Source organism: Anaerocolumna jejuensis DSM 15929, from assembly GCF_900142215.1.
In the GTDB taxonomy this organism is placed as follows: Bacteria; Bacillota; Clostridia; order Lachnospirales; family Lachnospiraceae; genus Anaerocolumna; species Anaerocolumna jejuensis.
This window is the reverse complement of sequence record NZ_FRAC01000013.1, coordinates 13005-38497: the sequence shown is the minus strand read 5'-3', so window position 1 is coordinate 38497 and position 25493 is coordinate 13005. Positions and strand designations below refer to the sequence as shown.

Annotated in this window: 24 protein-coding genes; 1 reads left to right on the top strand and 23 read right to left on the bottom strand. The window is 36.6% G+C overall.

The genetic code is table 11. The features are described from left to right. Positions 1-2 precede the first annotated feature (2 nt). From BUB77_RS13555 to BUB77_RS13500, 11 genes are all read right to left on the bottom strand, one after another. The gene (locus BUB77_RS13555) at positions 3-872 is read right to left on the bottom strand and encodes a branched-chain amino acid ABC transporter permease (RefSeq protein ID WP_073276783.1); all 870 of its coding nucleotides are present in this window, start codon (positions 870-872) and stop codon (positions 3-5) included. A gap of 28 nt (positions 873-900) precedes the next feature. After that, entirely contained in the window at positions 901-2088 is a 1188-nt protein-coding gene (locus tag BUB77_RS13550; protein ID WP_073276781.1) for a transporter substrate-binding domain-containing protein, read from the bottom strand. Positions 2089-2107: 19 nt separating this feature from the next. Further along, positions 2108-3349, bottom strand: a complete 1242-nt coding sequence (codA, locus tag BUB77_RS13545; protein ID WP_073276779.1) for a cytosine deaminase — start codon at positions 3347-3349, stop codon at positions 2108-2110. Positions 3350-3383: 34 nt separating this feature from the next. Further along, a complete protein-coding gene (locus tag BUB77_RS13540) occupies positions 3384-4121 on the bottom strand; it encodes a PucR family transcriptional regulator (protein ID WP_073276777.1) in 738 nt (245 codons plus the stop codon). Positions 4122-4384: 263 nt separating this feature from the next. Next, positions 4385-5650 carry a condensation domain-containing protein gene (locus BUB77_RS13535; RefSeq protein ID WP_073276775.1) on the bottom strand — a complete coding sequence of 422 codons (1266 nt, stop codon included), beginning with the start codon at positions 5648-5650 and terminating at the stop codon, positions 4385-4387. Then, positions 5631-5885 carry a hypothetical protein gene (locus BUB77_RS13530; protein ID WP_073276773.1) on the bottom strand — a complete coding sequence of 85 codons (255 nt, stop codon included), beginning with the start codon at positions 5883-5885 and terminating at the stop codon, positions 5631-5633. The genes BUB77_RS13535 and BUB77_RS13530 overlap by 20 nt, the downstream gene beginning before the upstream one ends. Before the next feature lie 30 nt (positions 5886-5915). Further along, complete coding sequence (locus BUB77_RS13525) at positions 5916-6413, bottom strand: TetR/AcrR family transcriptional regulator (RefSeq protein WP_073276771.1); 498 nt, start codon at positions 6411-6413, stop codon at positions 5916-5918. Between the two features lie 221 nt (positions 6414-6634). Further along, entirely contained in the window at positions 6635-7147 is a 513-nt protein-coding gene (locus BUB77_RS13520) for a hypothetical protein (protein ID WP_073276769.1), read from the bottom strand. Positions 7148-7840: 693 nt separating this feature from the next. Beyond that, entirely contained in the window at positions 7841-8863 is a 1023-nt protein-coding gene (locus BUB77_RS13510; protein ID WP_073276765.1) for a DUF4179 domain-containing protein, read from the bottom strand. Next, entirely contained in the window at positions 8847-9335 is a 489-nt protein-coding gene (locus tag BUB77_RS13505) for an RNA polymerase sigma factor (protein ID WP_073276763.1), read from the bottom strand. Before BUB77_RS13505 ends, BUB77_RS13510 begins: the two co-directional genes overlap by 17 nt. A gap of 292 nt (positions 9336-9627) precedes the next feature. Continuing rightward, entirely contained in the window at positions 9628-10155 is a 528-nt protein-coding gene (locus tag BUB77_RS13500; protein ID WP_073276761.1) for a GNAT family N-acetyltransferase, read from the bottom strand. 332 nt (positions 10156-10487) lie between these two features. Between BUB77_RS13500 and BUB77_RS13495 the strand changes: the two genes are divergently transcribed. After that, on the top strand, positions 10488-11279 hold the full coding sequence (locus tag BUB77_RS13495; RefSeq protein ID WP_073276759.1) for an AIM24 family protein: 792 nt from the start codon (positions 10488-10490) through the stop codon (positions 11277-11279). A gap of 98 nt (positions 11280-11377) precedes the next feature. Here the strand turns inward: BUB77_RS13495 and BUB77_RS13490 are convergent, their stop codons facing one another. From BUB77_RS13490 to BUB77_RS13435, 12 genes are all read right to left on the bottom strand, one after another. After that, complete coding sequence (locus BUB77_RS13490; RefSeq protein ID WP_073276757.1) at positions 11378-13894, bottom strand: ABC transporter permease; 2517 nt, start codon at positions 13892-13894, stop codon at positions 11378-11380. Next, positions 13887-14570 (bottom strand): ABC transporter ATP-binding protein, encoded by a 684-nt coding sequence (locus BUB77_RS13485; protein WP_073276755.1) that lies wholly within the window; start codon positions 14568-14570, stop codon positions 13887-13889. The genes BUB77_RS13490 and BUB77_RS13485 overlap by 8 nt, the downstream gene beginning before the upstream one ends. A 412-nt stretch (positions 14571-14982) precedes the next feature. Further along, complete coding sequence (locus BUB77_RS13480) at positions 14983-15438, bottom strand: NUDIX hydrolase (protein WP_073276753.1); 456 nt, start codon at positions 15436-15438, stop codon at positions 14983-14985. Positions 15439-15519: 81 nt separating this feature from the next. Continuing rightward, positions 15520-17004: a phytoene desaturase family protein gene (locus tag BUB77_RS13475; RefSeq protein WP_073276751.1), complete on the bottom strand. Its 1485-nt coding sequence runs from the start codon at positions 17002-17004 to the stop codon at positions 15520-15522. Next, a complete protein-coding gene (locus BUB77_RS13470) occupies positions 17001-17585 on the bottom strand; it encodes a TetR/AcrR family transcriptional regulator (RefSeq protein WP_073276749.1) in 585 nt (194 codons plus the stop codon). The genes BUB77_RS13475 and BUB77_RS13470 overlap by 4 nt, the downstream gene beginning before the upstream one ends. A gap of 154 nt (positions 17586-17739) precedes the next feature. Continuing rightward, positions 17740-18534 (bottom strand): CPBP family intramembrane glutamic endopeptidase, encoded by a 795-nt coding sequence (locus tag BUB77_RS13465; protein ID WP_073276747.1) that lies wholly within the window; start codon positions 18532-18534, stop codon positions 17740-17742. Positions 18535-18679: 145 nt separating this feature from the next. Next, the gene (locus BUB77_RS13460; RefSeq protein ID WP_073276745.1) at positions 18680-19444 is read right to left on the bottom strand and encodes a CPBP family intramembrane glutamic endopeptidase; all 765 of its coding nucleotides are present in this window, start codon (positions 19442-19444) and stop codon (positions 18680-18682) included. Next, positions 19441-20025, bottom strand: a complete 585-nt coding sequence (locus tag BUB77_RS13455; RefSeq protein WP_073276743.1) for a TetR/AcrR family transcriptional regulator — start codon at positions 20023-20025, stop codon at positions 19441-19443. Before BUB77_RS13455 ends, BUB77_RS13460 begins: the two co-directional genes overlap by 4 nt. Before the next feature lie 300 nt (positions 20026-20325). Continuing rightward, entirely contained in the window at positions 20326-21672 is a 1347-nt protein-coding gene (locus BUB77_RS13450; RefSeq protein WP_073276741.1) for a B12-binding domain-containing radical SAM protein, read from the bottom strand. Between the two features lie 599 nt (positions 21673-22271). Further along, positions 22272-22835, bottom strand: a complete 564-nt coding sequence (locus tag BUB77_RS13445) for a GNAT family N-acetyltransferase (RefSeq protein WP_139241182.1) — start codon at positions 22833-22835, stop codon at positions 22272-22274. Positions 22836-22930: 95 nt separating this feature from the next. Then, positions 22931-23695 carry a DUF2087 domain-containing protein gene (locus BUB77_RS13440; protein ID WP_073276737.1) on the bottom strand — a complete coding sequence of 255 codons (765 nt, stop codon included), beginning with the start codon at positions 23693-23695 and terminating at the stop codon, positions 22931-22933. A gap of 317 nt (positions 23696-24012) precedes the next feature. Further along, a complete protein-coding gene (locus BUB77_RS13435) occupies positions 24013-25425 on the bottom strand; it encodes a hypothetical protein (RefSeq protein WP_139241181.1) in 1413 nt (470 codons plus the stop codon). Positions 25426-25493: the final 68 nt, after the last annotated feature.

The window sequence follows — 25493 nt, the reverse complement described above, 5'->3', positions numbered from 1 at the left end:
GGTTACCTCCTTCCCTTCGCTGTAAATAAACCTTCCGGTTTGAACCGTACGATAATGATTACAAGCATTAACACGATAATCTGTGCCGTTACACTGTTGCTGAATCCGCTGATGACTGCAATTGATTCCTGAATAATAACAGAAGATACAAGGGTACCGAATAAGGAAGTCACGCCTCCCATTACCACATTCATAAAAGTATTCGTCAGCCAGCTGTCCCCCAGGGAATAGGTTACGGCGGACAGGGGCGCAATTGCAGCCCCCGCCAGGCCTGCCAGGCCCATTCCATGGGAAAATGTAATTGTATCGACCTTTCGGGTATCGATTCCCAGGCACTCTGTCATTGCCCTGTTCTGTGTTGTTGCCCGCATCTTCATTCCTATGGTCGTTTTATGAAGAAGCAATAACGTTGCCGCCATTACGGCTATGGCTAACACCACCAAAGCCAGCTTATATCCTTCTATAAAAACACCTCCGAAATGGAGCTCCTTATGGATGGGATAGGAAACCTTTTTATAGGATTTCCCGAATGCCAGCAGTGCTGTCTGCTTTAAGATCATTGATATGGCAAAGGTGGCAAGGAGCGTCTCCGACATTTTTCCATAAAGGTGGCAGATGATCAGCCGTTCAATCACAGCACCAAAGGCAAAAGATATCAGATATGCTGCCAGCAGACATACCAGAAAAGGCAGTCCCAGCACTTCATAGGTGTAATAGCAGATATATGCTCCCAGCATCAGCATCTCCGTATGGACCAGGTTAACGACTTTCATATATCCCAGGATAATCACAAGACCCATTGAGGTGAGAAGAAGAATAAAGGAATTGCACAAGCCGGATATCATAAGCTGTAGTATGAGTGTGATTGACATATTCCGCCTCCTAGATTTTATCTATTAATTACTTCGCTGGTTCCGGTGCAATGACCTCATCCGATTCAAATACGGTCTTAATGGTCCCGTCCGCCTGCACCTGTCCGACGCGGGCTTTGCAGTAAATGTGGTGGGTCTTGGCATCGACTTTAATGGTTCCCTGAGGTGCCTCAAAGGTAAGGTCATTAAAATTAGTTAAAATATTGTCCGCCGTTATCTTATCCCCGCACTTCTCAAGAGCCATAGAGAGCAGGTAAACCGCATCGTAGGTAGACTCTCCCACCGCAGTAACCGCTGCCTTCTTCTCTTCCCCGTATTTCTTGGCATAGTCCGAAAGAAATGCCTTATTAGCCTCCGAATCGATGGAATTAAAATAATTAACGGAAGCATAGGTATTAACTGCCGCACTTCCAAGAGCTGTTGAAAAGGATTCATCCATGATAAAAGACGCTATGGTATACTTATCCGACAGGCCGGCCGCTGCAAACTGGGTATAGAATGCGGTTCCGCTGTCGCCGTTTAAATTACAATAGATAACACAGCCCTCATCCTTGGTAGTATCCTTAATCTTGGCAATGACATCGGAGAATTCCGTAGTGCTGGAGGGTACCAGATTCTCACCAATCACGCTGCCTCCCAGCTTGCCGATTAACTCTTTTGCCTGTTTATTGATGCTGGCCGCATAGGTGGTATCGGTTCCGATGAGATAAAAATTCTTCGAAACATTTTCCATCAGATAAGGTACAAAGTAGTCACCCTGCTGGTTGGGGACGCTTCCGGTATATACAACATACTGGTTTGGTGTTTCTCCTTCATAGAAGGTGGGATAGATTAAAGGAACCTTATATTCCTCCAGAATCGGCTCTACTGCAACCCTTGAGGACGAGGTATAAAGACCGACAATGGCACTTACCTTATCCTCCAGAATCATCTCCTTTACCACCTTTGCCGCTTTGTCGGCATCGGTAGCATAATCCTTGACAACATACTCGATTTTTTTACCATTGACACCGCCCTTTGCATTAATCTGCTCAATAGCCAGAACTGCCGAATTATACATACATTCCTCTGATATCGCAGTCCCTCCGGTCAATGAAAACACAAGTCCGATCTTAATGGAATCGGAGGAGGAAGCGGCCTTCTTACTGCATCCTGCTGCTCCCATAAAAACCAATAATAAAGCCAGTGCCATTGCAAATATTTTTTTGCTTTTCATTATTAATCCCCTTTCCTGTTTAAAAGTGTACGTTAACTACTGCCGGTTTTTTCTCTGATATAATCCTGCCGTTGTGAACGGACAGCAGGACAGCCTTCTGGAAACGGAGTATTTCATAGTCATCCCCGCCGTCTAAAATTATGAAATTTGCCGGTTTTCCAACATCAATTCCATATTTATCCTGAATGCAAAGATTCTTAGCTCCATTAACTGAAATCAGGTCCAAACAATTGCTTATGTCCTTGTACCCCAGCATATGTCCCACATGAAGGCCCATTTCCAATACCCTGAGAGGATTTCCCACGCCAATGGGATACCATGGGTCTGCAATGGAGTCCTGCCCAAGGGCAATATTCATACCGGCATCAACTATTTCTTTGATTCTGGTTATCCCTCTCCGCTTGGGATAATTCTCGGTCCTTCCCTGCAGATGTATGCTCTCTGTGGGGCAGGAATTAAAGTTAATCTCAGACTCCTTTAGCAGCCGGAATAGCTTCGTACAATAGGAATCATTATAGGAGCCCATGGCACAGGTATGTGCTGCCACCGTTCTGGCTCCCATCCCTCTCTGCCAGGCTTCCGTTGCAAGCACCTCAAGATATCTTGACTGTTCATCATCCATCTCATCACAATGGACGTCCACCATAGCGTTATATTCTTCTGCTAAATCATAGATAAAGCGGATGCTTTCCACACCATATTCCCTGGAAAATTCATAATGGGGAATCCCCCCGACACAATCCACTCCTGCTGCCATAGCCTTTTTCATCAGCTCCTTACCGCCCTTTACAGAGAGAATTCCATTCTGGGGGAAGGCAACGGTCTGAAGCTCTATGATGTCCTTCAGTTCCTCCTTCAGCTCCTCCATTGCAGTCAATCCTGCAAAAGTGGTCTCTGTAACATCCACATGGGTTCTGACGAACTGAACGCCATATTCCGCCATTAACCGCAGCGCCTCCTTTGCCCTGTCCTTAATTTCAGGAATATTAAGAGGCTGCTCTGTCTTATATTCATGCCAGGTACTGATTCCTTCAAATAAGGTACCCGACATGTTATAGTGGGGTATCCCGGCTGTCATCACACAATCCAGGTGAATATGAGGCTCAACAAAAGGCGGCATCAGGAGTTTTCCATGGGCATCGTAGCTCTCTTTCGGAGCGGCCTTTTTCCCATGCTCTGCAATCTCCGTAAATTTGCCATCCTCAATATACACATCATATAATTCCGTTTTTCCACGTAACTTACATCCTGTAATAACCATTCTGTTCAGCAGCCTTAATTGACTGCCTCCTTTCTCAAATCTTTCCGAAGTATTTTAACATCCGGTAAATATCATAATATTCATTCCTTACGGCTGCTTCATTAATATCCACATCAAGCAGTGCGGATATATTTCTTATACGATTAACCATAGTATTCCGGTGGATAAACAGTATCTGTGATGCACGAACCAAATCATTATTTGCTTCCAGATAATACTGTAGTGTCCTTATATAATCCGTCTTTCTGATTTCATCCGAAAGCAGGAGGGGCTGAAGCTTCAGCCTGCAATATGCCACCAGCTCCTTATGGTCCGTTGTATTCAGCATAAATTTAAGCAATCCCTGGTCCAGGTTATCCAGCTGGAGGGAGCCATTCTCCCCGTCCATGGTTATCAGCTTCGAAATCTCTCTGGTAATATCGATTAACTTAATTACAAAAGGCATTTTAAATAAAGGAATGGAGTTCTCATCGGCATACCTTATTACCGTCTTGGGTACTTTTTTCAGATATTCATTGCTGCAGAGCATTACAACACCTGCTATATCACTCTCCTTTGCTTCCTTCATCAGTCCCAGAAGTCCTTTTTCCGAGATGTCTTCCCTGGCGCCAATAACAAAGACAAGCTCTCCTCCGTGAATCCATTCTGAAATGGTATCCATGTTCTTGATGAACGGCCAGGTGATCACTCTGTCCAGTCCATCCGCTCCGCCAAGAAGCTTTAGTTTCTTGCAAATATCCAATTCTAGAATTTCTTTAAATGTAATTGCCATATGGGTTCCCTTCATAGCTCACTTAAACCGGGCAGGTGTTGACCAGCTTCACAAGAGCTGACCAGCTTCGCAGGTGTTGTCAAGTTTCACAGGAGTTGTCCAGCTTCGCAAGACATACAAAAAAGGTGTCAGACAACTGTCCAACACCTTTGTTTATGCTTTTCCGATTAAGAATGACTGTATTATAACATCGTGTTTTTTTTCTGTCAATGTACGCTGCGTACATTGTTTTGTATAAAAGTGATTCGGATATATCCCACTTACTATAAATTTTTCAAATATTCCATTCCTTTATAGAAGAAGCTGCAGTGCTCTTCGGCATCGGCATCATTTCTTAAGTGTAATGACAATACCATTTTCCTTCCAATGGATGCAATGCCTATAATTCTCTTAGCGTTCAGCACTAACGGCGGAACAAACGTGAAATCCTTTATTTCATACTCTCCATAATCAGCTGCTATCGGGAGTTTTGTAAGGTTCGTTATACTGATTCCCTTAGGATTTCCGTTATATCCAAACATGCTGCCAAATGTCCTGGCAGTTTTATTATGATAATCATCGCACGCATTGAAGTAAATAGCATCGATCAGCGTCGGTTCAATCTTGCTCATGAACTGAAGCAGAAAGTATTTCTTAGATACATCATTTAATTTACCATATATCAAATCCTGTACCTGTCGTGCATTCTCAGTAAAATCCAGCTGTTCATTATAATGATACTTTATTGAAATTCCGGTTGCATAATTCCCCATACCGGTAAAGCCTTTTTCCCTGATATTTGCTGCCATTCCCACATCACATAACCCGCCGCCGGCCCGTATCAGCGCTGTCGTAACCATGGTATTGACTGTTATCTTATTCTCTTTTGAATAGCTGTATATGGAATCATAAATATCATTTTCCAGGTTATAAGTATAAATAAGCGTTTCCCGGCTGTTCCAATACTTATAATACATACTGTAATAATCGTTAAAATCGAAGGTTCTGCCTGTTTTCTTCCATTTTCTGTTCATGTATTTCATCAACCAGGTCATTGGAGCCCTCAAATCAGCTTCCTTGGGGAGATTTTCCATGTTGAACAGCTCTAAATCCTTATATTCGATTTTTACTCCAGCCATTGATTTCAAAATGTCCTGTATAAAATATGTAAAGGAAATACCGTCTCCTGCAATGTGATGTGCGATTATTAAAAGAACAGCACCTGAATCAGTCAGATGGTAAAAAAAGCGGATAAATTCTCCTCTATCAATAGCAAAAGGAATTTTTTCCTGCTCTCTGGCCGTCTCCATCCAGCCATTCTTCAATGGCTGGATAACAGGTACAAATGCTTCTGTTTTCTCATAGTATGCATTGCCCTTGTCATCCAAAACAATTTTATGATGCAGCATAGCATAGTGGGCAACCGTATTATGAATTGCATCCATCAGATGCTGTTCCGTAACACTGCCTTTTATTTCTGCCTTAAATACAATATTGTTAACCGGTGAAAATATCCAGGTTCTCTCTTTATCAATTCTTCCCTTCTCCATTTTTACCCCTTTCCTGTACAGCCTGTTGATTCAGCACTTTATCCTGATGACTCTCTATAATCAGCAGAAGCATTAATACTACTCCTATCAGAACCGCTATTCCAATAAATAGGTAACCTGCCCGAAGCATTTTCAATTTACAAAAGAAAAAACCAATAAGCGCCATTACCCCGATTGCTTTTATCATTTTACAGCCCGGCTCTAACATATTTAATTTATGTTTATATTTCTTCATCTGATTCCTCTCTGAAGTTCCCCCCCTATTCTAATTATCCTTTTCAAATAATTCATAGGCATGTATAAGCATATCCTTTATCTTCTCCTCTGGAATTTCAAAGGACTTAAATGCCAGCATCATGATGATGCCATTGGCATATACAATCATATTGATATCCAATTTAATATTTCCGGAATCAAGCTCATTAATTTTATCCAAATTCAAACCACCGGATGTAAAAATCAATTGAAAAAGCTGTTTTTCCTTCTGGGCAAATCGTATATAGGCCAGAATACAGGCAAGAGGTGAAGGCAGGTCTTTATCACTTGAAGCTATGATGTACTTTAACATTTGTTCCTGGGCATTTTTGATAAGTTCCGCTTTTAGCTCCTTCATATCCGAAAAAGCCAGATATATAGGTTGTGTTGAACAGTTAAGTTCTTTTGCTAACCTTCTTGCCGTGAGAGATTCATAGCCTTCCCTTCGAACTATTTCATAAGCTTTATCAATAATCTGCTGCTTGGTAATCTGCTTTTTGGGCGGCATAATTACGCTCCTTTAATAATAACATCGTTATATAACAATGTTATTTTATATGTTTATGTATCTTTTGTCAATAAATATAATAAAATATTGGAATTGATTATTCTAACCTTCCAACTTTTTTCATTTGTTTCCTCCAATTTTTACTCTTAGTATCGCAAAAACTTATGTAGATATCAGGTTTATGTTATATTGTCTTAAGAGAGAAAGCAGATTTATCTAAGCTAAATATTTAATGCACGGCTTCTTTTTACAGGATAAAATTCTTTCAATAAGTTTATATACTCCGGCAATTTCTCCAGATTTGGTTCCCAAAATTCAAAGGTAATGCCATTGCATTTTTCAATAAGCCTGTCCTCCAGGGTATATGACTTTCTGAATTTGCATATACCGCCTTTATCATTATGGCAATGATTGCAGTTTCCATAATCATTCGTAAAGGCTTCTTTAATAAACCCATTTGCAGTTTCAATATACTTGCGATGATTATCAATTTTATTTAAGAAAAGACGAAGTACGATACTGTTCTCCCTTATATATATCCGGGCCGCGACCTGTTTGCTCTTAACACCGCTTTTTGAATAAATTATCATGTATTTCCCCCAACAAAAGCCGCTTCCGATACTACCCCCAAAATCGTAGCCAAGCTTTGTAATCTCATCATTAAATGCTAAAATGAACTGCTTGTCTTCTGCTGATACAATATGAAATCTTTCCTCCGATAATAAGTTTTTCATTCCTTCTCCCTTCCCTTTAAAAACTACAAGTTCACTAATGTAAATGGTGAGCGGCAATGAGCCACTTTGGTATTCATAGTTCATCAACTCTAATCATTCGCTTTTTTACATTCGTAAATTGTAACAATTAGTTTCGTTAAAACTAATGTAATAACAAAAACCCAAGTCGTACTTGTAAAGGTAGTTGTTTTAAATATAAGGCTCAATATAATAGTTACACTAAAATAAATTAGTAAAATTATAATAAGTTCTTTAAGATTTTTAATTATTATTTTTTTCATAATAATTCACAGTATAATCCACTTCATCTTCTTAGAGAGGTGGTTGGATTATTACCCCTTTCTCCCAACCTTTTTATTAGAGTAATCTATAACCCTGCTGAAAAAATTTATTTTCTCTATTCCATTCTCATTACTACATTCTTATTTTTATTCTCTTTTATTTTTATTTTCTTTTATTGCTACTCTTTCTATTATTTCCTTATTATACCATCCACAATTATTTCCGACAAGAATTTATACTTTCACCAAGTTCTTTTTATTAATCTTATTTTCACATAAAAAAGATTAATAAAAAGTTCCATATCAGCTAATTTCTTAACTGATATGGAACCTATTTACATGTAGATTGTAAATACATATTTTTACTTATTATACAATACAGTAAACTGCTCTATATTTTAATTATCCCTTATTACTTTATAGATACTTCCTTTTTACTACTTCCCAGCAGTATAGATTGAACTTTTCTGACATCAATTGCCTTGGAAAATCTTCCGATAGCAATATAAGCTTCCTGCTTATCATCAAGCTGTTCGCTCATAAGACCATTTTCCTCCGTAATTTCAGTTCCATCCATATATCGTATGCCGGATAATAAAAGCGGATAGAAGGAATCGAGCTCGTCATAATTTATACCGGCAACTTCTCCTAAGTGCTTCACGTCACTTTCATCAAAATAGAGGGTGTAGGAAATTGGTGATAATATTAATCGCCGAACTGTAATATCACAGCCATTAATACTCACAGTCTTATTGATCTTATATTCTACGGAATCCTTTGCTGACAGCTTAATATTAAAACTCCATTTGCCTGTAACTAAGTCTTTTGTCGGCCCTGCTTTTCCCTCATACTTTTGCAATGCATTAAAGCTGCACGTCAGATTCCCGTCCCTGTAATCGTTATTGGGATTTTTTTGTATCCATATTTCATAATCCCTGCCGTTATTTACCTCCGGCTGTTTAAATTTATCTACAAAGCTACTGTTTATGCTGCTATAAGGATTTTCTCCATTTGTAAAATTCATTTGATAATCCAAGGCATTATCTTCTGTAATTTCCATATTGTCTGCGGACACATGAAATAGGAGGTAAATCAAATTATCGTCCTGAATTGTCTGCTCCAATGTAATTGTAACTCCATTATCCGATATTGATTGCCCCTTCTGCTCTGAGTATCCTTCATTGGAAAGCTTTTCCTGCATCTCTTCGTTGGCACCAAATCTATCAATTGCCCTTTGATTCCACTTTATTGATGCAAGAGCCGTAACAGAGCAAAGCATCATGACAGCCACGGCAGCTAATATGGCATATTTTTTCTTCGGTATCCTGATGCTTCTTTCATTTTCCGGTAATGAATTCAAAACGTTACATAATTTGTCATGAAATTCTTCCGTTTCTTCCGGATATGCCTTCTTCCAATCATATATATTCTTCATTATATTCCACCTCATCCTCTAATAATATTTTCAACTGCTTTCGCCCTTTGGAAAGTCTGCTCTTTACAGTACCGGATGGAACTCTCAATAGCCTGGCAATTTCATTCACGGAATAGCCTTCCATGTAAAACAGAATGATTGGCATCCGGTGTTTGATATCCAGCTTTAGAATAGCCTCATAAAGCTCTGAATATTGATTTGATTCTGCCTGTTCTTCCTGGAAATAATCCTCATAGGATACTTCCTGCTTTTTGGTTCGCAACAGCCGGTAGCACTCATTAATCAAAATGCGGGTAAGCCATGTTTTAAAATATTTTTCTTCCCTTAATGAATTTCGTTTTGAGTATGCCTTTAAAACTGCTTCCTGAACGGCATCCTCACAATCTTCATCCTGAAGTAGAATTGACTTTGAAACACGGTATAAAGTTTGCTCTGCTTCCAGAACCTTCTCAGAAAATTCATTTTTATCCATTACTAGTTCCTTTCATTTGTTAATTCAGCTGCAGCTCATTTACACTAATTAGATGATATTACATTTTGTTTGGTTCATTACTTGAATATTTTGTTTACTGTAATTAATCTTAATACCAAAAAAGTTCCATATCAATTAATCCTCTAATTGATATGGAACTTTATATTTATCTCTCCGTTATTTCTTTTTGTAAACAAAATAAAACAGGATACTAACTCCCCCTTGGACGGATTTTTTTCTACTTTATTCATACACTAAATTAATTTTAAATAATAAATCTCAACTATTTAGATTAATTTTCAAATCGAAACACTAATTTTGGCATCCCCTCTATTATCTTTTCTTCACTTGTATATTTGTTTTCTGTATAATGAGCGATTGTCTTATGCCAAAAGGCTTTCGCACGAATATTATTCTCTGTAGACTGGGTAAACAGCTTCCATTTACCGCGATGTTTTTCAAAGATTTCAAGCATAGCATAATGTGCAATTTCCTTACCCCTGAATGGGCTTAAGAGAAATGTCTCATATATATAATAATCCACTTCCGAAGGCACATATTTACCGCTTCCCACAAGGCAGAATCCGGCAGGTATATTATCAGCTATGATTAAATACGGAAATAGTTGAGCTGGGTTCTCAAACCACACCTGCTGGATATCGTATTGCTCCCCAAGGGTTCTTATGGGCTCTTCCTCAAAAATACCATACTCATTGGGCAGAGTGCCGTGAATCCCGGAAAGGTCATGTAAATAAAGGGGATACATATTTTTGATAATAAAACCATTCATATTATCTGCTAATTTTATCTCTATTTTCATTTGAACTGCTCCTTTTATTATAAGAATATTGACTGCTTACAGTAAGATGCAATTCTTTTCTATTTAATTATTCAACTTGTATCTGTGATACCGCTCCATACATACCAAATAATGATATTAAAGAATTGCATAGAGCTTACGACTGAACTTTATCACCCACATATACATTAAAAATACCCCTTTCTTTTTTAATACTATAGCATGGAAAATATTTTATGTCAAAAAGCTGCGTTCCTTTGTATTTTCCTGTAAAGTTCTTCTCATATCCCTTTGTAATTTTCTGCAAAATGCGCTATAATAAATTAAAATAAAGCCCAGGAGGAAGGTATATTGTGATAAAAAGTAATAATTTATTTAATAATGCAAACATGAAGGAAATAGAGTCAAAAGATGGTATTCATGTATTTGAATTTCAAAAGGACTTAAGTGTATCTCCTGAAAATTCAATTAAGGCTTACTATGCTTCCGAAATGAACATCAAAAAACGCCAGGTTCTTATCGAATTAAATGGAAGACCTTTTACATTAAGTTCCGGCGTTATGCAATGGATGGCCGGTGATGTTAAAATGGGGTCCGGCGTGAAAGGTATCGGTGATTTTATAGGTAAGAGCATATCCGCCAAGCTTTCCAAAGAATCCACTATTAAACCGGAATACAGCGGAACCGGTATGGTTATGCTTGAGCCTACCTACCGTTATATCTTATTGGAAAATGTGGAGAAATGGAATGGCCTGGTACTGGATGACGGATTATTTCTGGCCTGTGACTCTCGTATCAAGCAAAAAATTGTATCCAGAACAAACCTTTCCTCAGCTGTTTTAGGCAATGAAGGCCTTTTCAATTTATGCCTGGAAGGCCAGGGCATTGCCATTTTAGAAAGTCCCGTTCCCAGGGAAGAGCTGATTGAATTTGAATTAGAGAATGACATCTTAAAAATTGATGGGAATATGGCAATTGCATGGTCAAATTCCTTGAAATTCACCGTTGAAAAATCCGGGAAAAGCCTTTTAGGCTCCGCAGTATCCGGTGAAGGTCTGGTTAATGTGTTCCAGGGCACCGGAAAATTACTTATGGCTCCTATTGGTATCAATCCCACTGCCTCTGTCGGAACAAGCGGGAAATAAATTAACACCCAAAACTAATACACCAGCTTAATACATATCTGTCTTAGTAGAATTGAAAAGCAGCCCTTATGGACTGCTTTTCTAATAATAAAAAAATACTATCCTTCATTTCGAATTCTTTCTACCACTGTTTCTTTACACATCCTGTTGTAATGATAGACAGGTACTATGACTACAATGAAAAGAAGGAGCGGAATTGTAACAATGCTTGGCAGAATGGACAGCCTGGAGTGATAGAAAAATACCTTATCAACAGACATATTAATCAGCTTACCTGCAACCACAGTGCCTAATGTCGCTGCTATGGTAAATGCCATCACCAGATATAATATTCCTTCTATAATAAGCATTTTTAACAGCTGTTTTTTCGTCATTCCCACCGCTTCAAGCAATGAGAGTTCCCTCTTTCTTGACAGAATCGAGGTCGCCGAGGTATTAAAGAAGTTCAGAATTCCAATGACAAATAACACTGCAGTCAGCATTCCCCCTATCATATAATATTTATTAACATAATTTTCAAATTCCTTTCGTAATTCATATTTGGATTTGACAATGAACTTTGAATCATGCTTTTTTATATAAGCGTCCAGCCATTCAGAAACAGCCTTTTCCTTTCCCTTCTTTAAATTGCTTGCCGCAATCATCGCATTATTATTACCAGTCTTTTGGACATATTCTTTCTCAGGCAGGAAAAATATCTGTGTAATTAACGGACAATAATAGTAAAAACTCAATGTATATGGTAAACTTCCAAGACCCAGCACCTGATATTCTTTGCTGTCCGTATCACTGAATTCTACATTGACCTTATCTCCTGCCGAATAAAATTTGCCATTGCCATAGGCGGGTAAAGAATTGATTATATATTTACCGCTGGAAAACTCTTTCCATGTGCATTTATCATCACCAATTTCAAGCTTATGAAATGCTGCTTCATTGATACCTATGATTTGACTTTGAACTACACGTTTCTTCAGAGCAGTTTCCATGTAATCCTGATCATTTTCCGAAAAATTATCTTTCCCAATCTTTTTTACCCATTCCACCAGATTTTTATATAATACATCATCTATTTTATGGCTTCCTTTGGTATAGTAAATCAGCCCGGTTGATTCAATATCTTTGTTTTCCGCCAAAGCATTTTTAAATTCAGGTGTAATTATTTTAAGATCAGCACTTTTTAAATTATTCGTAAATCCATTCACTTCAAAATCCGAGCTTATATACATGCCGATATAGGCATTAAAATCAAATCCTTTTACAATCATGTAAACCATATTTAATATCATGAGCGAAAGAGCCATTGATACTATTACTGCTATACTCTTAAGCCCCGTTCTGCTTACAGTGGAAACAGCCATAGATAATGCCGTTACATTTCCGCTCTTCTTAGTTCTTTTATGGATTTTGACATCCGTCATTCGGACAGCTTCTACCGGTGACAGTCTCTCTACGATACGGCATGGTTTAAGACATCCTGCATATATTGTCAATAGAGTAAATAATGCAGCAGCAATAAAAATAAGCGGATTATAAGAAATCGATGCCGGTACTTTACTTCCTGCTATTCCATCAGACAGCAGGAAAGGTGTCATGGTTCTGCCAATCAAAAAGCCGATTACCATTCCGAGGGGAATCCCAATCGTTGACAACCACAAAGCTTGTAGTCTGACAATCTTCTTCAGTTGTTTTCCCGTCGTTCCTATATTCTTAAGGAGACCATATGCGCGAATATCAATATTTACCGAGATATTAAATACATTATAGATTATCAGGTAGCCGGAAAGCATGATAATTCCTAATATTATTGTTACTGCTCCAAATGGAAAGCTATCCTCTGCAAATAAATCATAGGCAGGATTTTCAGAAAAATCAGCATTATCTTCTTTCAGATTGCAGCGTTTTTCAAGAGCCTTCGTCTTTTCCTCAAGCTTAAAGGAATTGGAAAACCAGATTGAAAGGTTATAATCCCCCTCATAATTTCCCTTTTTAATCTGCTCTGCTGTAGCTGCCGGTGCCATACTGTCACTATATGCTTTCGATACCCAGGCCAGCTGAGACATTGCTACCTTATCACCCTTCCAGTAGCCGCAGAGTGTAAATTCCTTCTTTATCACCTGATTATTCAGAGTATATGTTAGCTTTACCTTTTCGCCTAACTGATGTTTAATTTTAAGTGCATCCAATACGATTGTACTGGCAGCGATTTCGTCTTCTTTTTGAGGGAGTTTACCTGTTGTTGGAAGACATAGAAATGAATCAGCCGCATTTTTATCTGCATACCGGATTTCTGTTTGTATTTCACTCAATTCTTTATTTTCTGCCAGCGACAGAAAAATCGAAAGACCAGATTTTTTTATTTCATTGTCCTTTGAAACTAACTCATATTGTTCTTTTGTAAGGTTTTCCACAGCTGCATGTGATCTATCCATTGCTGTACGTATTTCCGATTCCACAGAAGATTTAAGAATAGAAAAGGAAGCGGTAAAAACGGACGTAAACAAGACGGACGTCAGTATAATGGCGATTACCGTTATGATATTTCGATTTTTATTTAATTTAATAAAGCTTCGGGAAAGTGAATGAATCGTTCCATTGTTATCTACTTTAATCATTCGATTCACACCTTTCTATTATACTGCCATCTTCGATACGAACGATGTGATCTGCCAGCTGAGCGATTTCTTCATTATGTGTTATCATAACCGTTGTCTGATGAAACATCTCACTCGTCATTTTCAATAAGCTTAAGACATCCTGGCTCGTCTTACTGTCCAGATTTCCCGTTGGCTCATCTGCCAGTATAATAACAGGCTTTGTTGCCAATGCTCTTGCGATTGCCACACGCTGCTGCTGACCGCCGGATAGATTATTCGGCAGGTTTTCAAGTTTCGCCTCTAACCCTAATGCTCTTATAACCTTATCCACATAATCAGCATCCACTTTCTTTCCGTCCAGCTTAACCGGAAGCACAATATTTTCCATTACATTCAGCATCGGTACCAGATTATAATTTTGAAAGACAAATCCAATATTTCTTCTGCGGAATATTGTCATTTCCTCATCACTCAGCTTCTCCAAATTCTTTCCGTCCACAATTACCGTTCCGCTGGTCGGCTTATCAAGTCCGCCCAGCATATGCAGCAACGTAGATTTACCGCTTCCGGAAGTTCCGACAATTGCGGCAAATTCTCCTTTCTGAACAGCAAGATTTACACCTGCAAGCGCATGTACCTTTGATTCACCTGTACCATATTCTTTCCTTAAATCCTTTGTTTCCAATATAATCATATGTATTCCTCCATAAAATCCAGCTTACCCTTGCTTCCTATCCAGAATAGCACAGCAATGTTTCCATCCAGTTTCTACAATGTTACAGTTTCGAAACTTTCCGTTGATGAAAGAATCCATTCATTGCCTCCTATTTTTTCATTATTTCATGCAGCTAACCTAAAGCAAACCACCAAGAAACGTTGAAACCTCAATGATATCTCAATTTATATAATTGCTTTGGGCAAGCCCAGGCCGTCTCGCATAAATAATAAAGAGGGCTTACGCCCTCTATAGAAAATAATTAATATTCACAAATTTTTCAACTTGCTTATCAGTAAAGCCTTCACGCTTCATCCATGTATGAGTGAGTTAGAGTATAGATATTGAAGCAAGATTTTATTCTCAAGCCTCTCAGCTAATTGGAAAAGTTTTACAAACCGATAGAATAATATTTATCATTGACGGTACAGAATGGTTCTTTTTTAAAACCGAAGCAATAAATATCTTTACTGTTTGACAGCATATTTTTCAATCGCTTTTTCGTAAGGGGATTACTGACCATTTCGAAAGCATCTTCTTTTTTTACCCACTTTAACTCTAGACTTTCATCACTAGTCTTTAAATCTCCTTTTTTATATCTGCAAATAAAATCCATATTAACAATATTTCTTTCAATATTTATACTTACTCCAGCAAAGGATAAAATTTCAACTTCTACACCAGTTTCTTCTAATACCTCGCGAATTATTGTTTCTTGAAAGGTTTCTCCTGATTCTACCATGCCACCTGGGTATTCCCACCCTCTATCAGGACTTTTTAATAAAAGTATTTCATTTTCATCATTAATTACAAGGGCAGCTGCAGAAACAAAATGTGTATACTCCATATTAGTATCCTCCAGTCGGTATTTCACCATGAGACCATTCTTCTGCCGAAATTGTCAGGATGATTTTTATCTAAACTCTTTCTATATCATAATGCTACGCTTTTCTTTCTTTAATATCCGCTGCACCGCGAATTTTCCTGCTGCCGCTGCCACTGGCAGACCACCGGGAGCCTGTATCCATTGGCTTGCTACAAACACATTATGCAATCCTTCAATTGTACCCTTAACACTAAATGATTTCACATCCTTTTTAGTGATAAAGCTCATATATGCACCATGATAAGAATTACAATATCTCTCGTATGTAACTGGAGTCCAGCAATCCAGTAATTTAATATGGCCAGCAAGTTCAGGGAACTTCTTTTCTATATTTTCTTTCATTCTTTCGGCAAATTCATACTTTTTGCCAGTGTAGTCATCCTTATTCAATGACTTCCAATACCTGTAATCATCATCAAATTGTATCATATTAGTCTGCAGTACCGTTTTTCCTTCAGGGGCAAAATCCTTCTCATACTGATATGATTTCAACGACATTCGCCGGATTTCTTTCTTATTTATGTTAAAAGGTTCGCAATCGATAAATACGGTATCTGTATGAGCAAACATCGCTCGATCGATTGAAAAAGCAGCCTGAAAGCCGCTGAACAACGGATAGCTCTCTTCATCCTTAAAACATGCCGACCATTTTTTATTCATATATTTTCTTCCCAATAGTTTATCAAACATTTCCATTGCATCCGTCGCACATATAATAAAATCAGCCGCTATATTTTCTCCATTCTCGAGCTCAATTCCATAAGCCTTATTACCTTTTATAGTAACTCTTTTTACTTCAGAATTACAATGCAGCTTCCCACCAAGTTTTTCGAATTTATCGATAATTCGATTTGTCATTGCAAGGGAACCACCAACGGGTATTTCTCCGTTGCCGCTTACCACAGTAGCATATGAGACAATAAAGGAGGAAGCTTGGTATTCCTTTGGCATATAATCAGTAAACACTGCTTTTATTACAGGATGTTTAAATCTGGCGGCCATATCTTCCAGGTTTATATTTCCGTATTCTTTTAAAACCTTTGGCATTTCAGCCATTGATTTACCCATTTTTAAATAATCAAATATATTCATCATATCCATCGGCTTTTCAACAGGCATCTGACAGCAGGCAGCATATTTAACATGTTCGATAAAGGTATCTATTTCCGTTTTATCCTCCGGTGATAATTGAATTAACTCTTTTTTGGTCCTTTCTACATCCTTCCATAGCGTGGCACTTTCTTCACCAACATAGCAGGTAAAAAATTTTTCAGTTTGTACGAATTCAGTATTTGGTGTTAAAGCCCCAATGGTTTCCCATACTTTTCTGAGTGCCGAATTTTCTTGAGTACCAGTCAGCCAGTGAATACAATTATCAATGTGATATCCCTTCCGGTTCCATCCCATGCATTGTCCACCTGCTACTGGATTCTTTTCAAATATTTCCACCTCATAACCTGATTTTCTGGCATACACTCCCGCTGTTAATCCTGCAACACCACCACCAATAATCACAACCTTTTTCATATATTTTTACCTCCTCTTATAATATCAACAATCCATTCCGGTTCCGGAAGAAGCATTTCCGGATGTGCCGCATATTGCTCCGCTATTCCTTGTATACTACACCAGTAAGCCATGGATAATGCCCCTGCATCTCCTGGGCGGATGGAACCTTCTTTCTGACCTTGCTCCACAATCGATTTAAACTGTTCTATCGTTTCAACCTGCAAAGCAATTTCATGTATCTCCTTTGGAGTCCCTTCACTTCGTTGTGCTTGTGCCATTAAAACAAACATTTTCGCTATGTATGGCTGGGATTGCATCATAGAAAATAGCTGCTCTGTAAATTGCTCAAAGTACATAATTGCATTTTGGTACTTTTGTTGAATAGGAAACTTAGTACCTGTCAGTCCTATTTTCACCAACTCCATATAAAGCTCTTTCTTTGATTCAAAATAATGGAAAAGCAGACCTGTGCTCATTGAAACCTTTGCTGCTATATCTGAAATCTTCGTTTCCATATATCCTTTTGTAACAAATAACTCCAGCCCTGCATTTAAAATCTCTTTTTTTCTCTGCTCTTTTTGCTCTTCTCTAATTCCCATATCATGCCCTCTGTTGATTTTATATTCATTGAATTTGTATTCAATATTCTTATATCACAAAAACCACTTAATGTAAAGTGGTAATATTTAAACTGTATTTTGAATCCACAAAAAAATTCCATATCAACCTGTTTCAAGATTGATATGGAACTCATTATAGATTCGGACTCTTCTTTCTATTTTTTCGGTATAGAAACACTGTTATCACCAATACAAATATTACCGTAAGGAAGCCTGTTTCCCCAACATAATAGACGCTCTTATCAGCCTTTGTTAGAGGTCCACATATCATTTGGTCAAAATAGTTATGACTTGCATGAAGAAGAATTGCAGGCCATATATTACCTGAATTCATTCTCAAATAGCCCAGAATTGCTGTCATTAATACGACTTCTACTGTAAACATAGGGATTTGATAATAAACAGGAGTTCCTGCCTGATACAGGCCGGCAAACATTAAGGGATAATGCCATGCTGCCCAAATTAGTCCGCATATTATTACTGCATACTTATAATGAAACCTTTCACTCATTTTGGGCAATAGAAATCCACGCCATCCAATTTCCTCTCCCATTGCTGTTAAAATACTGGAGAAAAAAGCATAAATCATCAATCCTATGGAATTGCTATACACTTGCCCGGTAAATGCCGCAGGATTTATTGCCCAATACAGTCCATAAGACACTCCCAAATATAGCATTGGTATTAGAATACTCATAACTATAAATTTCCCATTGCATTTTCCAAATCCAAATACTTTATATTTCTTATAAAATATATTTCTGACAATAATTGCAGATAATCCAGGGCACCACATAAGCAATGCTGTTATACTTGAAGCAGATTTACCAAAATTAATGTAAATAAAATAGCATATACTACTTAATATAAATGTTAGTATTAGAAATAGTATTATTGATTTTCTACTCTTCATCAACATCTTCTCCATCTACGTCTTCTCCATCAGTCTAACTTAAGTCAAAACACCTAATAACATTGTACTCTCAACATTTTTATCAAACTCAACACTGCTTGTGCTGCAGCTGTTCAGTGATGAGCAATACAGGCTTTCCCATTAAAATCAGATATTCCCGCTAAGCAGTTACACCAAGCGCCACCGTATCTTCTACACTACTCCTTTTCCAAATACATATGGCATATACCAATAAAATTCCTACTTGCATCGCAAGAGCAATCAGAGCTGTTGTATCAAGTGTATCACCTGTAATATTTGAAATATAATCATGAGCAGCATGCCAGATAATAACTACCCAAAGACTTTTTGTAATGCTTACAATTTCAGCAAGTACAAATCCTACCAGGAATGCAAAAATCATCTGTAAAATGAGATAAAATGTATTTTTACCATTAAATGCATTTACAATGTGAAGAAATCCAAAAATTACTGAAGAGCAGATAATTGCTTTTTTTCTTCCCTTTTCTTCTATGAACTTCAAGGAAAGTCCTCTAAAATAAATTTCCTCATTGAAGCCAACTGCAACTGTAAAAAATAATAAAATAATATACTGCAGAACTGTTACCTCAGGGCTGAAACCAGCAATTACAATAGGGAGTATTTCTACTGCCAATAATGGAATATACCACCACACCTGATTGCAGGTATTTCTTTTACTTCTTTGAAATCCATAATCCGAAAGCGTAAAACGGGATTTTTTCATAATAAAAATACCAATAAGTATTGAAAGAAAGAGAAATACCGTAGTTACAGCAATTTGTACATTATCAGTTAATCCTATAATCTGCGGAACCGCTGTTCCTAGCGCTGTCATAAATGTACAAAGCAATGCAGCCAGGATAGCAGAAGCATATGGATGTTTCTGTGAAAAAGATTTATTCATTTGTTATGTTCCTCCTCATTTTTCAGCTTTAGTATTAAACCCATGAATGAATTATTTAATAGTCTTCGATTTTCTTCATCACTAAACCGGCAATTATTTGTTGCCAACATCGATGCTATTCCATGGGTGGTAAGCCATATTCCTGCATATAGCTCCTGGGCGGCTTTTTTGCTCAACCCCGTCCTTTGACATAGCATTTCCAGTACCTCATCGTCTCCTTCTGTAGTCCCTGCAATATTCATTATGCTTTGCTCCCGAAACGCATCCGACATAAAAATCAGCTTGAATAGATTCTTCTCATTCTTCGCAAAATCAATATAGGCAAGCCCCATATTAAGAAACCCGTTACCATTATGCTCCCCTGCACTTAACATGCGTTCATTATAAATATTCTCAGCCTTTTTATAAACAGCTGTTCTAAGTCCCTCCATGGAATTATAGGTCCGAAATATGGGATGTACAGAGCAGCCTAGTTCTTTTGCTAAATCGCGGGCATTCAAGCTTTCGACCCCCTTCTCCCTGACCATATGAATCGCTGCATTGATAATATCCTCTTCTGTAATCTTTATTTTCGGTGGCATAATAATCCCTCCTTAAAATGCCTTATAGGTATTATACGTTACCTATCAATTGTTACCTATTATATAACCGGGATTACACATTGTCAATCAGAATTTAGATAAAAGAAAACAAGAAAAAGCATCCTGCCACTTTCAGAACAGGATGCTAAAGATATTCCGTATTTATGGTTTAATAAGTCTAATTGCTCCTAAGCTATAAAGTCCCGGATACTTTTTATTTATATTGAATACTTTTACTTTCATTCCATCCATTAAATACGCCAACTTCCATGTTAAGCATGTCTTAATTTCTAATATTCCTCAGTTTGCTGTCTTCTCGCGAATAAAAGAACAGATTTTGTCCAAATCAGTACCTAATGGCAGTAACTCTTTGATTAACTCCAAATGTTTTTGCTTATATGAAAACTCATATTTATAATTATTCTCCAGCTCACCCACATTATGGCTATATATCTTTGTAAAAGAATCTATGATATAGTCAACTTCGTCCTTACTTAAATTTGAATGTGTTTCTACTTGCATCGTATTTTTGTATATGCAAAATGAATCCGGCGTTAATTCTTCCTTATCATATGTAACACAGGGTTCAAATGGAGAAAACTGAGAAATTCTACTGTTTAACTCTAATGCAAGGTTAAAGGTCTTTTCTACAGAATCCCAGGTATCTTCTGGAAATCCTATTATATAAAATGCTAATGTTAATACATTATTGCTATTTAGATACGAAATAATGTCTTTTGTATGCTCATGCCTATCATATTTTCGGTTATATGCATCTAATATTTTATGTTCTCCGGATTCAATTCCATAACATATCATAAATAGACCTGCCTTTATCATTAAATCAATTAATTCCGTATCAAGTAAATCTAACTTTGTTTCACATGTCCAACGAAAGTTTAAATTTTCTTCTATAATTCTATGGCATAGATACTCAATTCTGTTTTTATCAGCAGTAAAATACTGGTCTCTGAACAGTATTATTTTAGGTTTTAGCTTTAACACATTTTTTAGGTCCTGTATCACCTTTTCTATATCTATAAAATATATTTTATTATCATAGAAAGCACTATAGGGGCAATATCCGCATTGCATCATGCAGCCTCTACTGGTCTGTATGCTTAGTCTTACATTACCGGAATCCAAATATTTCTCATATGGAAAGAGCGTATAATCCGGGCTTGGGAATTTGTTAACATCTACTACGGATGTGTTGTTTACATATTTATACATATAGAAGTCCAGAGGAATATCTACAACTTCATCAATTTCTTTTTCGTTTTCAATAATCCATTTCTTAAGCAATTTTGCAATATGTCCGGCTAGCAGCATTTTGCAATTGGGATATACCTTTTTTAAACGTTTTGCCAATTCTATATCTAATTTAATAACCGGTGCAGATGATTTAAGAATAATACAATCATAGGTATCTTCTAATCTGCTTATTAATTCATCAGGCAGTATTTTATCTGCGTTCGAGTCTATAACATGCAGATCAATGTTATCAGCTTCCTTTGCTATTGTTGCAGCCATAATAAATATAAGATCCGGGTTAACATAACCATCATAAACAGTGGAACCTAAATCACCTTGACTATCACCATGTATATTTATTCCATAATAACTCTTTAGCATTAGTAACTTCATTTTTTCCTCCTACCAATTGGTGGTTTGAAACAGGTTAAACCACAGTCTCTTAGTTCTAGTGTTAATCAATAGATACTACATGACAGTTTATTTAGAACGAGGTAAATTACAATAAGCAGCTAATAATACTTTTACTATTAAATTTTTGGTTAAATTTTATAAATATTAATATATATCAAATAATGGAAAAAATCAACTAATATTTTCTAATTAATGGTAATTAAGTTGAATAATGGGATAGTATAGGAATATATGGATAAATCAGAATTTCAAAAGATTAATTTATAAGATTATGTACCTATGTATAGGCTTTCCTCTCCTAACCGACTCTATATAGCGAAAAGCAGCCCTAAAGGACTGCCTTTCTGTATATTGAAATTATTTAGACCCTGAACAGTCAGCAATATATAATGAGATTTATTTTTGGTTCTAATTCATCTATAATTTTTACCCTGGCTGTTTTCACCTAATCATGGCAAATGTATTTGTATTTTAATCCATTACTTTGAAGTCATCAAGCAATTTCCTTACAAAATTCTAAATTACCATTCTTCATATATTATAAAATACTGCACGGAAATAATCTTATGACATAACTATTAGCAGATCTCTTTGCGCAATCCCATCAAAGAAAAATTACTTTCACTATATTCTTTATCACCATAAACACCTGTGATAATGTTAAAGCCATTATTATTCCAGAAACGAAGGCCTTTCCAGTTTTTTAAATATACTCCAAGACCAATTGATTTGCATTCCAGCTTTTTACATTCATCACAAATAGCTTTTATTACCTCCTGCCCAAAAGCCTTTCCCTGAAATTCAGAATCTATAACAAAAATACCTATCCACAATGTATCCTTATTCGGATAACCGTGATATAAATTAAAGAAACCGATTATCTGCCCATTTGCATCCTGAATTGTCATCATATAAAAATTAGATATATCCGCATTCTCTATAGGCGGCAGATCTCCATTCATAATACAATTTTCTATAAAATCATCAGAAAATCCTTCACCTTCCACATATATTTTATCTTTCCATGATGCACATATACGATTGAGTTCTCTGCTATCTTCTAAAACTGAACTGCGTATAATCAATCTTTCTGTTCTCCATCTATCGGGTAATCTCATTTTAACTCCTTTCGTGAATATCAAATATTTGATATTCTTTTATACATAGGGTGAAAATTGCTATTTATTTTTCAACCTATCAACCTCCAAGAATACTAAATATTTTTTATCCTAATTATCTAATCTTTAACCCTGTACACGCTGCAATCATCTGAACGGTCAAAAAAACCATATTCTATTAATGCTCTGCGTAATGTAGCATAATCATTATAGATTCTTTCTAAAATCCTGTTAACTTCTCTTTCTTGATAATCTAGGTTAGGTTTAAAATTCTTCATTATTTCTCTTAGTATAATGATCTTTTTCTTTTCTTTTGCCGGAAATTGAATCAAAGCACCATTCACATTCATATATGCCTTAATTACTTTTTCCCTTTCATCATCTGTGATATTGTATCTGTCATCAATCATGGTAGCCGATTGATGTATTTCTTCAATTACACCAGCGTCCGATTGGTTAATGGATCGGCTGGTCTTATCCTCCAGAGACTGCATTAAAGCCAGAAAAAGTTTTGCCTGCTTTTCTTTTTCTCTTAGCTTAAAACGATGATTTCTCACAGTGGATGGAGCTATTCCAACAATATTAGCGATTGTTTTATCATCTCTGCCCTCTGACATCAGTTTCAATATCTGCTGCTGTATCTCGGAAATACCCAGAATTGAAGGTTCCTGGTTTAATAAATAATCCGCAGTAAAGCCATGCTCTGCTTTACAATGTTGATTTACCGCGCCAAAAGCATCATATAGCGTATCATTCATAGTGAAAATACGCCCTTTTTCAAATTTACTTTCACAAAATGTGCATTGATAAGCTTCTTTGCTTTCCTTATACCCCATTACTATCTCATTAACTGATGAATTCCAAAAAAAAATTTTATTTTCCAAATCATCACTCCTTCATTATACTACACAGATATTGTACAACATTATTAGCATTTTGTCTATTCATTAATAAACATTTTTTATATTTGTTTGTATTATAGTCAAAACTTTCCTATCTGTCCATTTACCTGGCACAGAAGCACATTTTATTGTTAGCTCAATCACAAAAGCACCCTACCATCTCTGATAGGGTGCGAATATATATTTGTTATTCGGTATTCAATAACAGTCTAACTTAAGTTTTCAACCAGTTGCCTGATTCACAATGGTCTGTACTGCTGCGTTTCACTGATGAGCAATTTACATTGTTCTTTTATTTGTTACTTTAAAACCCATCTATAATTTCCCTTATATTCGCCGCTATTTACTTTAGCCATTTTATAACCTGAAACCGGTGCCTGCATCTTACCATATAAATTAGCATCATAGTCATAGACTCCTTTAGATACTACAAAATAATCCTCGATATCATTTAGGGTGGCATTCGTTTTTACTATATTTGTACCATATCGGATATCAATAATCATTTCCATCCACTTACCTTTTTTCAGGTTTTTAACCTTTATTTCAGCATTTCCACTGTAATCTTTTAAAAACACCTTCGACAGATCTTTCAGGCTATTTGCAGATTTTACGCGGTATTTCACATAGGCTCTCATATAATAGCCATCATAGTTATATAAGGTTGAGGGCTCAACTGTTACTTGTTTTAATTCAATTATAACCTTGTTGGCTTTCACGTTCTTTATATATTGTTTTAAGTCATTAGAGCCAGAGGAAATACCAATTAATTTCCCCATTTCCTTATCCCATTTTTTATCAATTGTCTTGTAATTTACGCTATATTTATGATTAATATAATCTTCCACTAAATGAGCCCATTTTAATCTTAGTGCCTCATTTTCACTGTTCCAGAGCGTATATTTATACTCATAATCATCACTGAAGTCGTAATAACTTTCTGAACCTTTTTTTATGTCAGCAGGTGTTTGAAAGGTATTAATACCAAATAAGCTTTTTTTCGATTTATACCAGCCTTCTGCTCCTTTTACAGGAAGACATCCTTTTGAGCGAATAATTTCGCTCATTGTTTTTTGTCTCACATCTTTTACCGGGTTGGAAAGATAACTCATAAATTCAAATTTTTTTTCATAAAACCCGTTAGGAAAGGCCTCTAATATATAAGGAAAATCAGCATAATTTCTGGGCAATTTTGTTGTTCTGATTAACTGGCCATCTGAACTTATTTTCCTTCTGCTCTTTTCATCTTTCAAGCATTTCAATATATTTTTGCCTTCCTTGACACTTAAAAAGTCTTTACCCTTAAATTTTCTGCTTTGGGTATATGCCCCTTCAGAATCACCTACCATTATTCCTCGTATAAAACATTTTACTACGGAATCGCGGTAACTTACATCTATCTTATTTAAATCCGATATTCGTCCATTCTCTTTGACCTGATTATATAGTTTATCATCATAACTTGTACCGTATGTATTCTCATATGTAATGTTTGTGTAATAAGCTGCTTCTGCTTTTGTAATGAAAGCATCGCTGTGTGACAGCTCATCATCCGTTATACTCTCCCCTGCATATGATTCCATTAAGCCGACATACCCGCCAATTGTAAAATAATCGGCATTTTCTGCCGCAAGAGTTTTCTTTACTGAAAACGCCAAAATAATCATTAATAAACAATACATAATTAGTCTTTTTTTCATATTAATAACCAAGCCTTTCTCACAAAATTGCGTATTCCCATTACTGCATAAACTGAAATTATTGCAGCGTGAAAGCATTA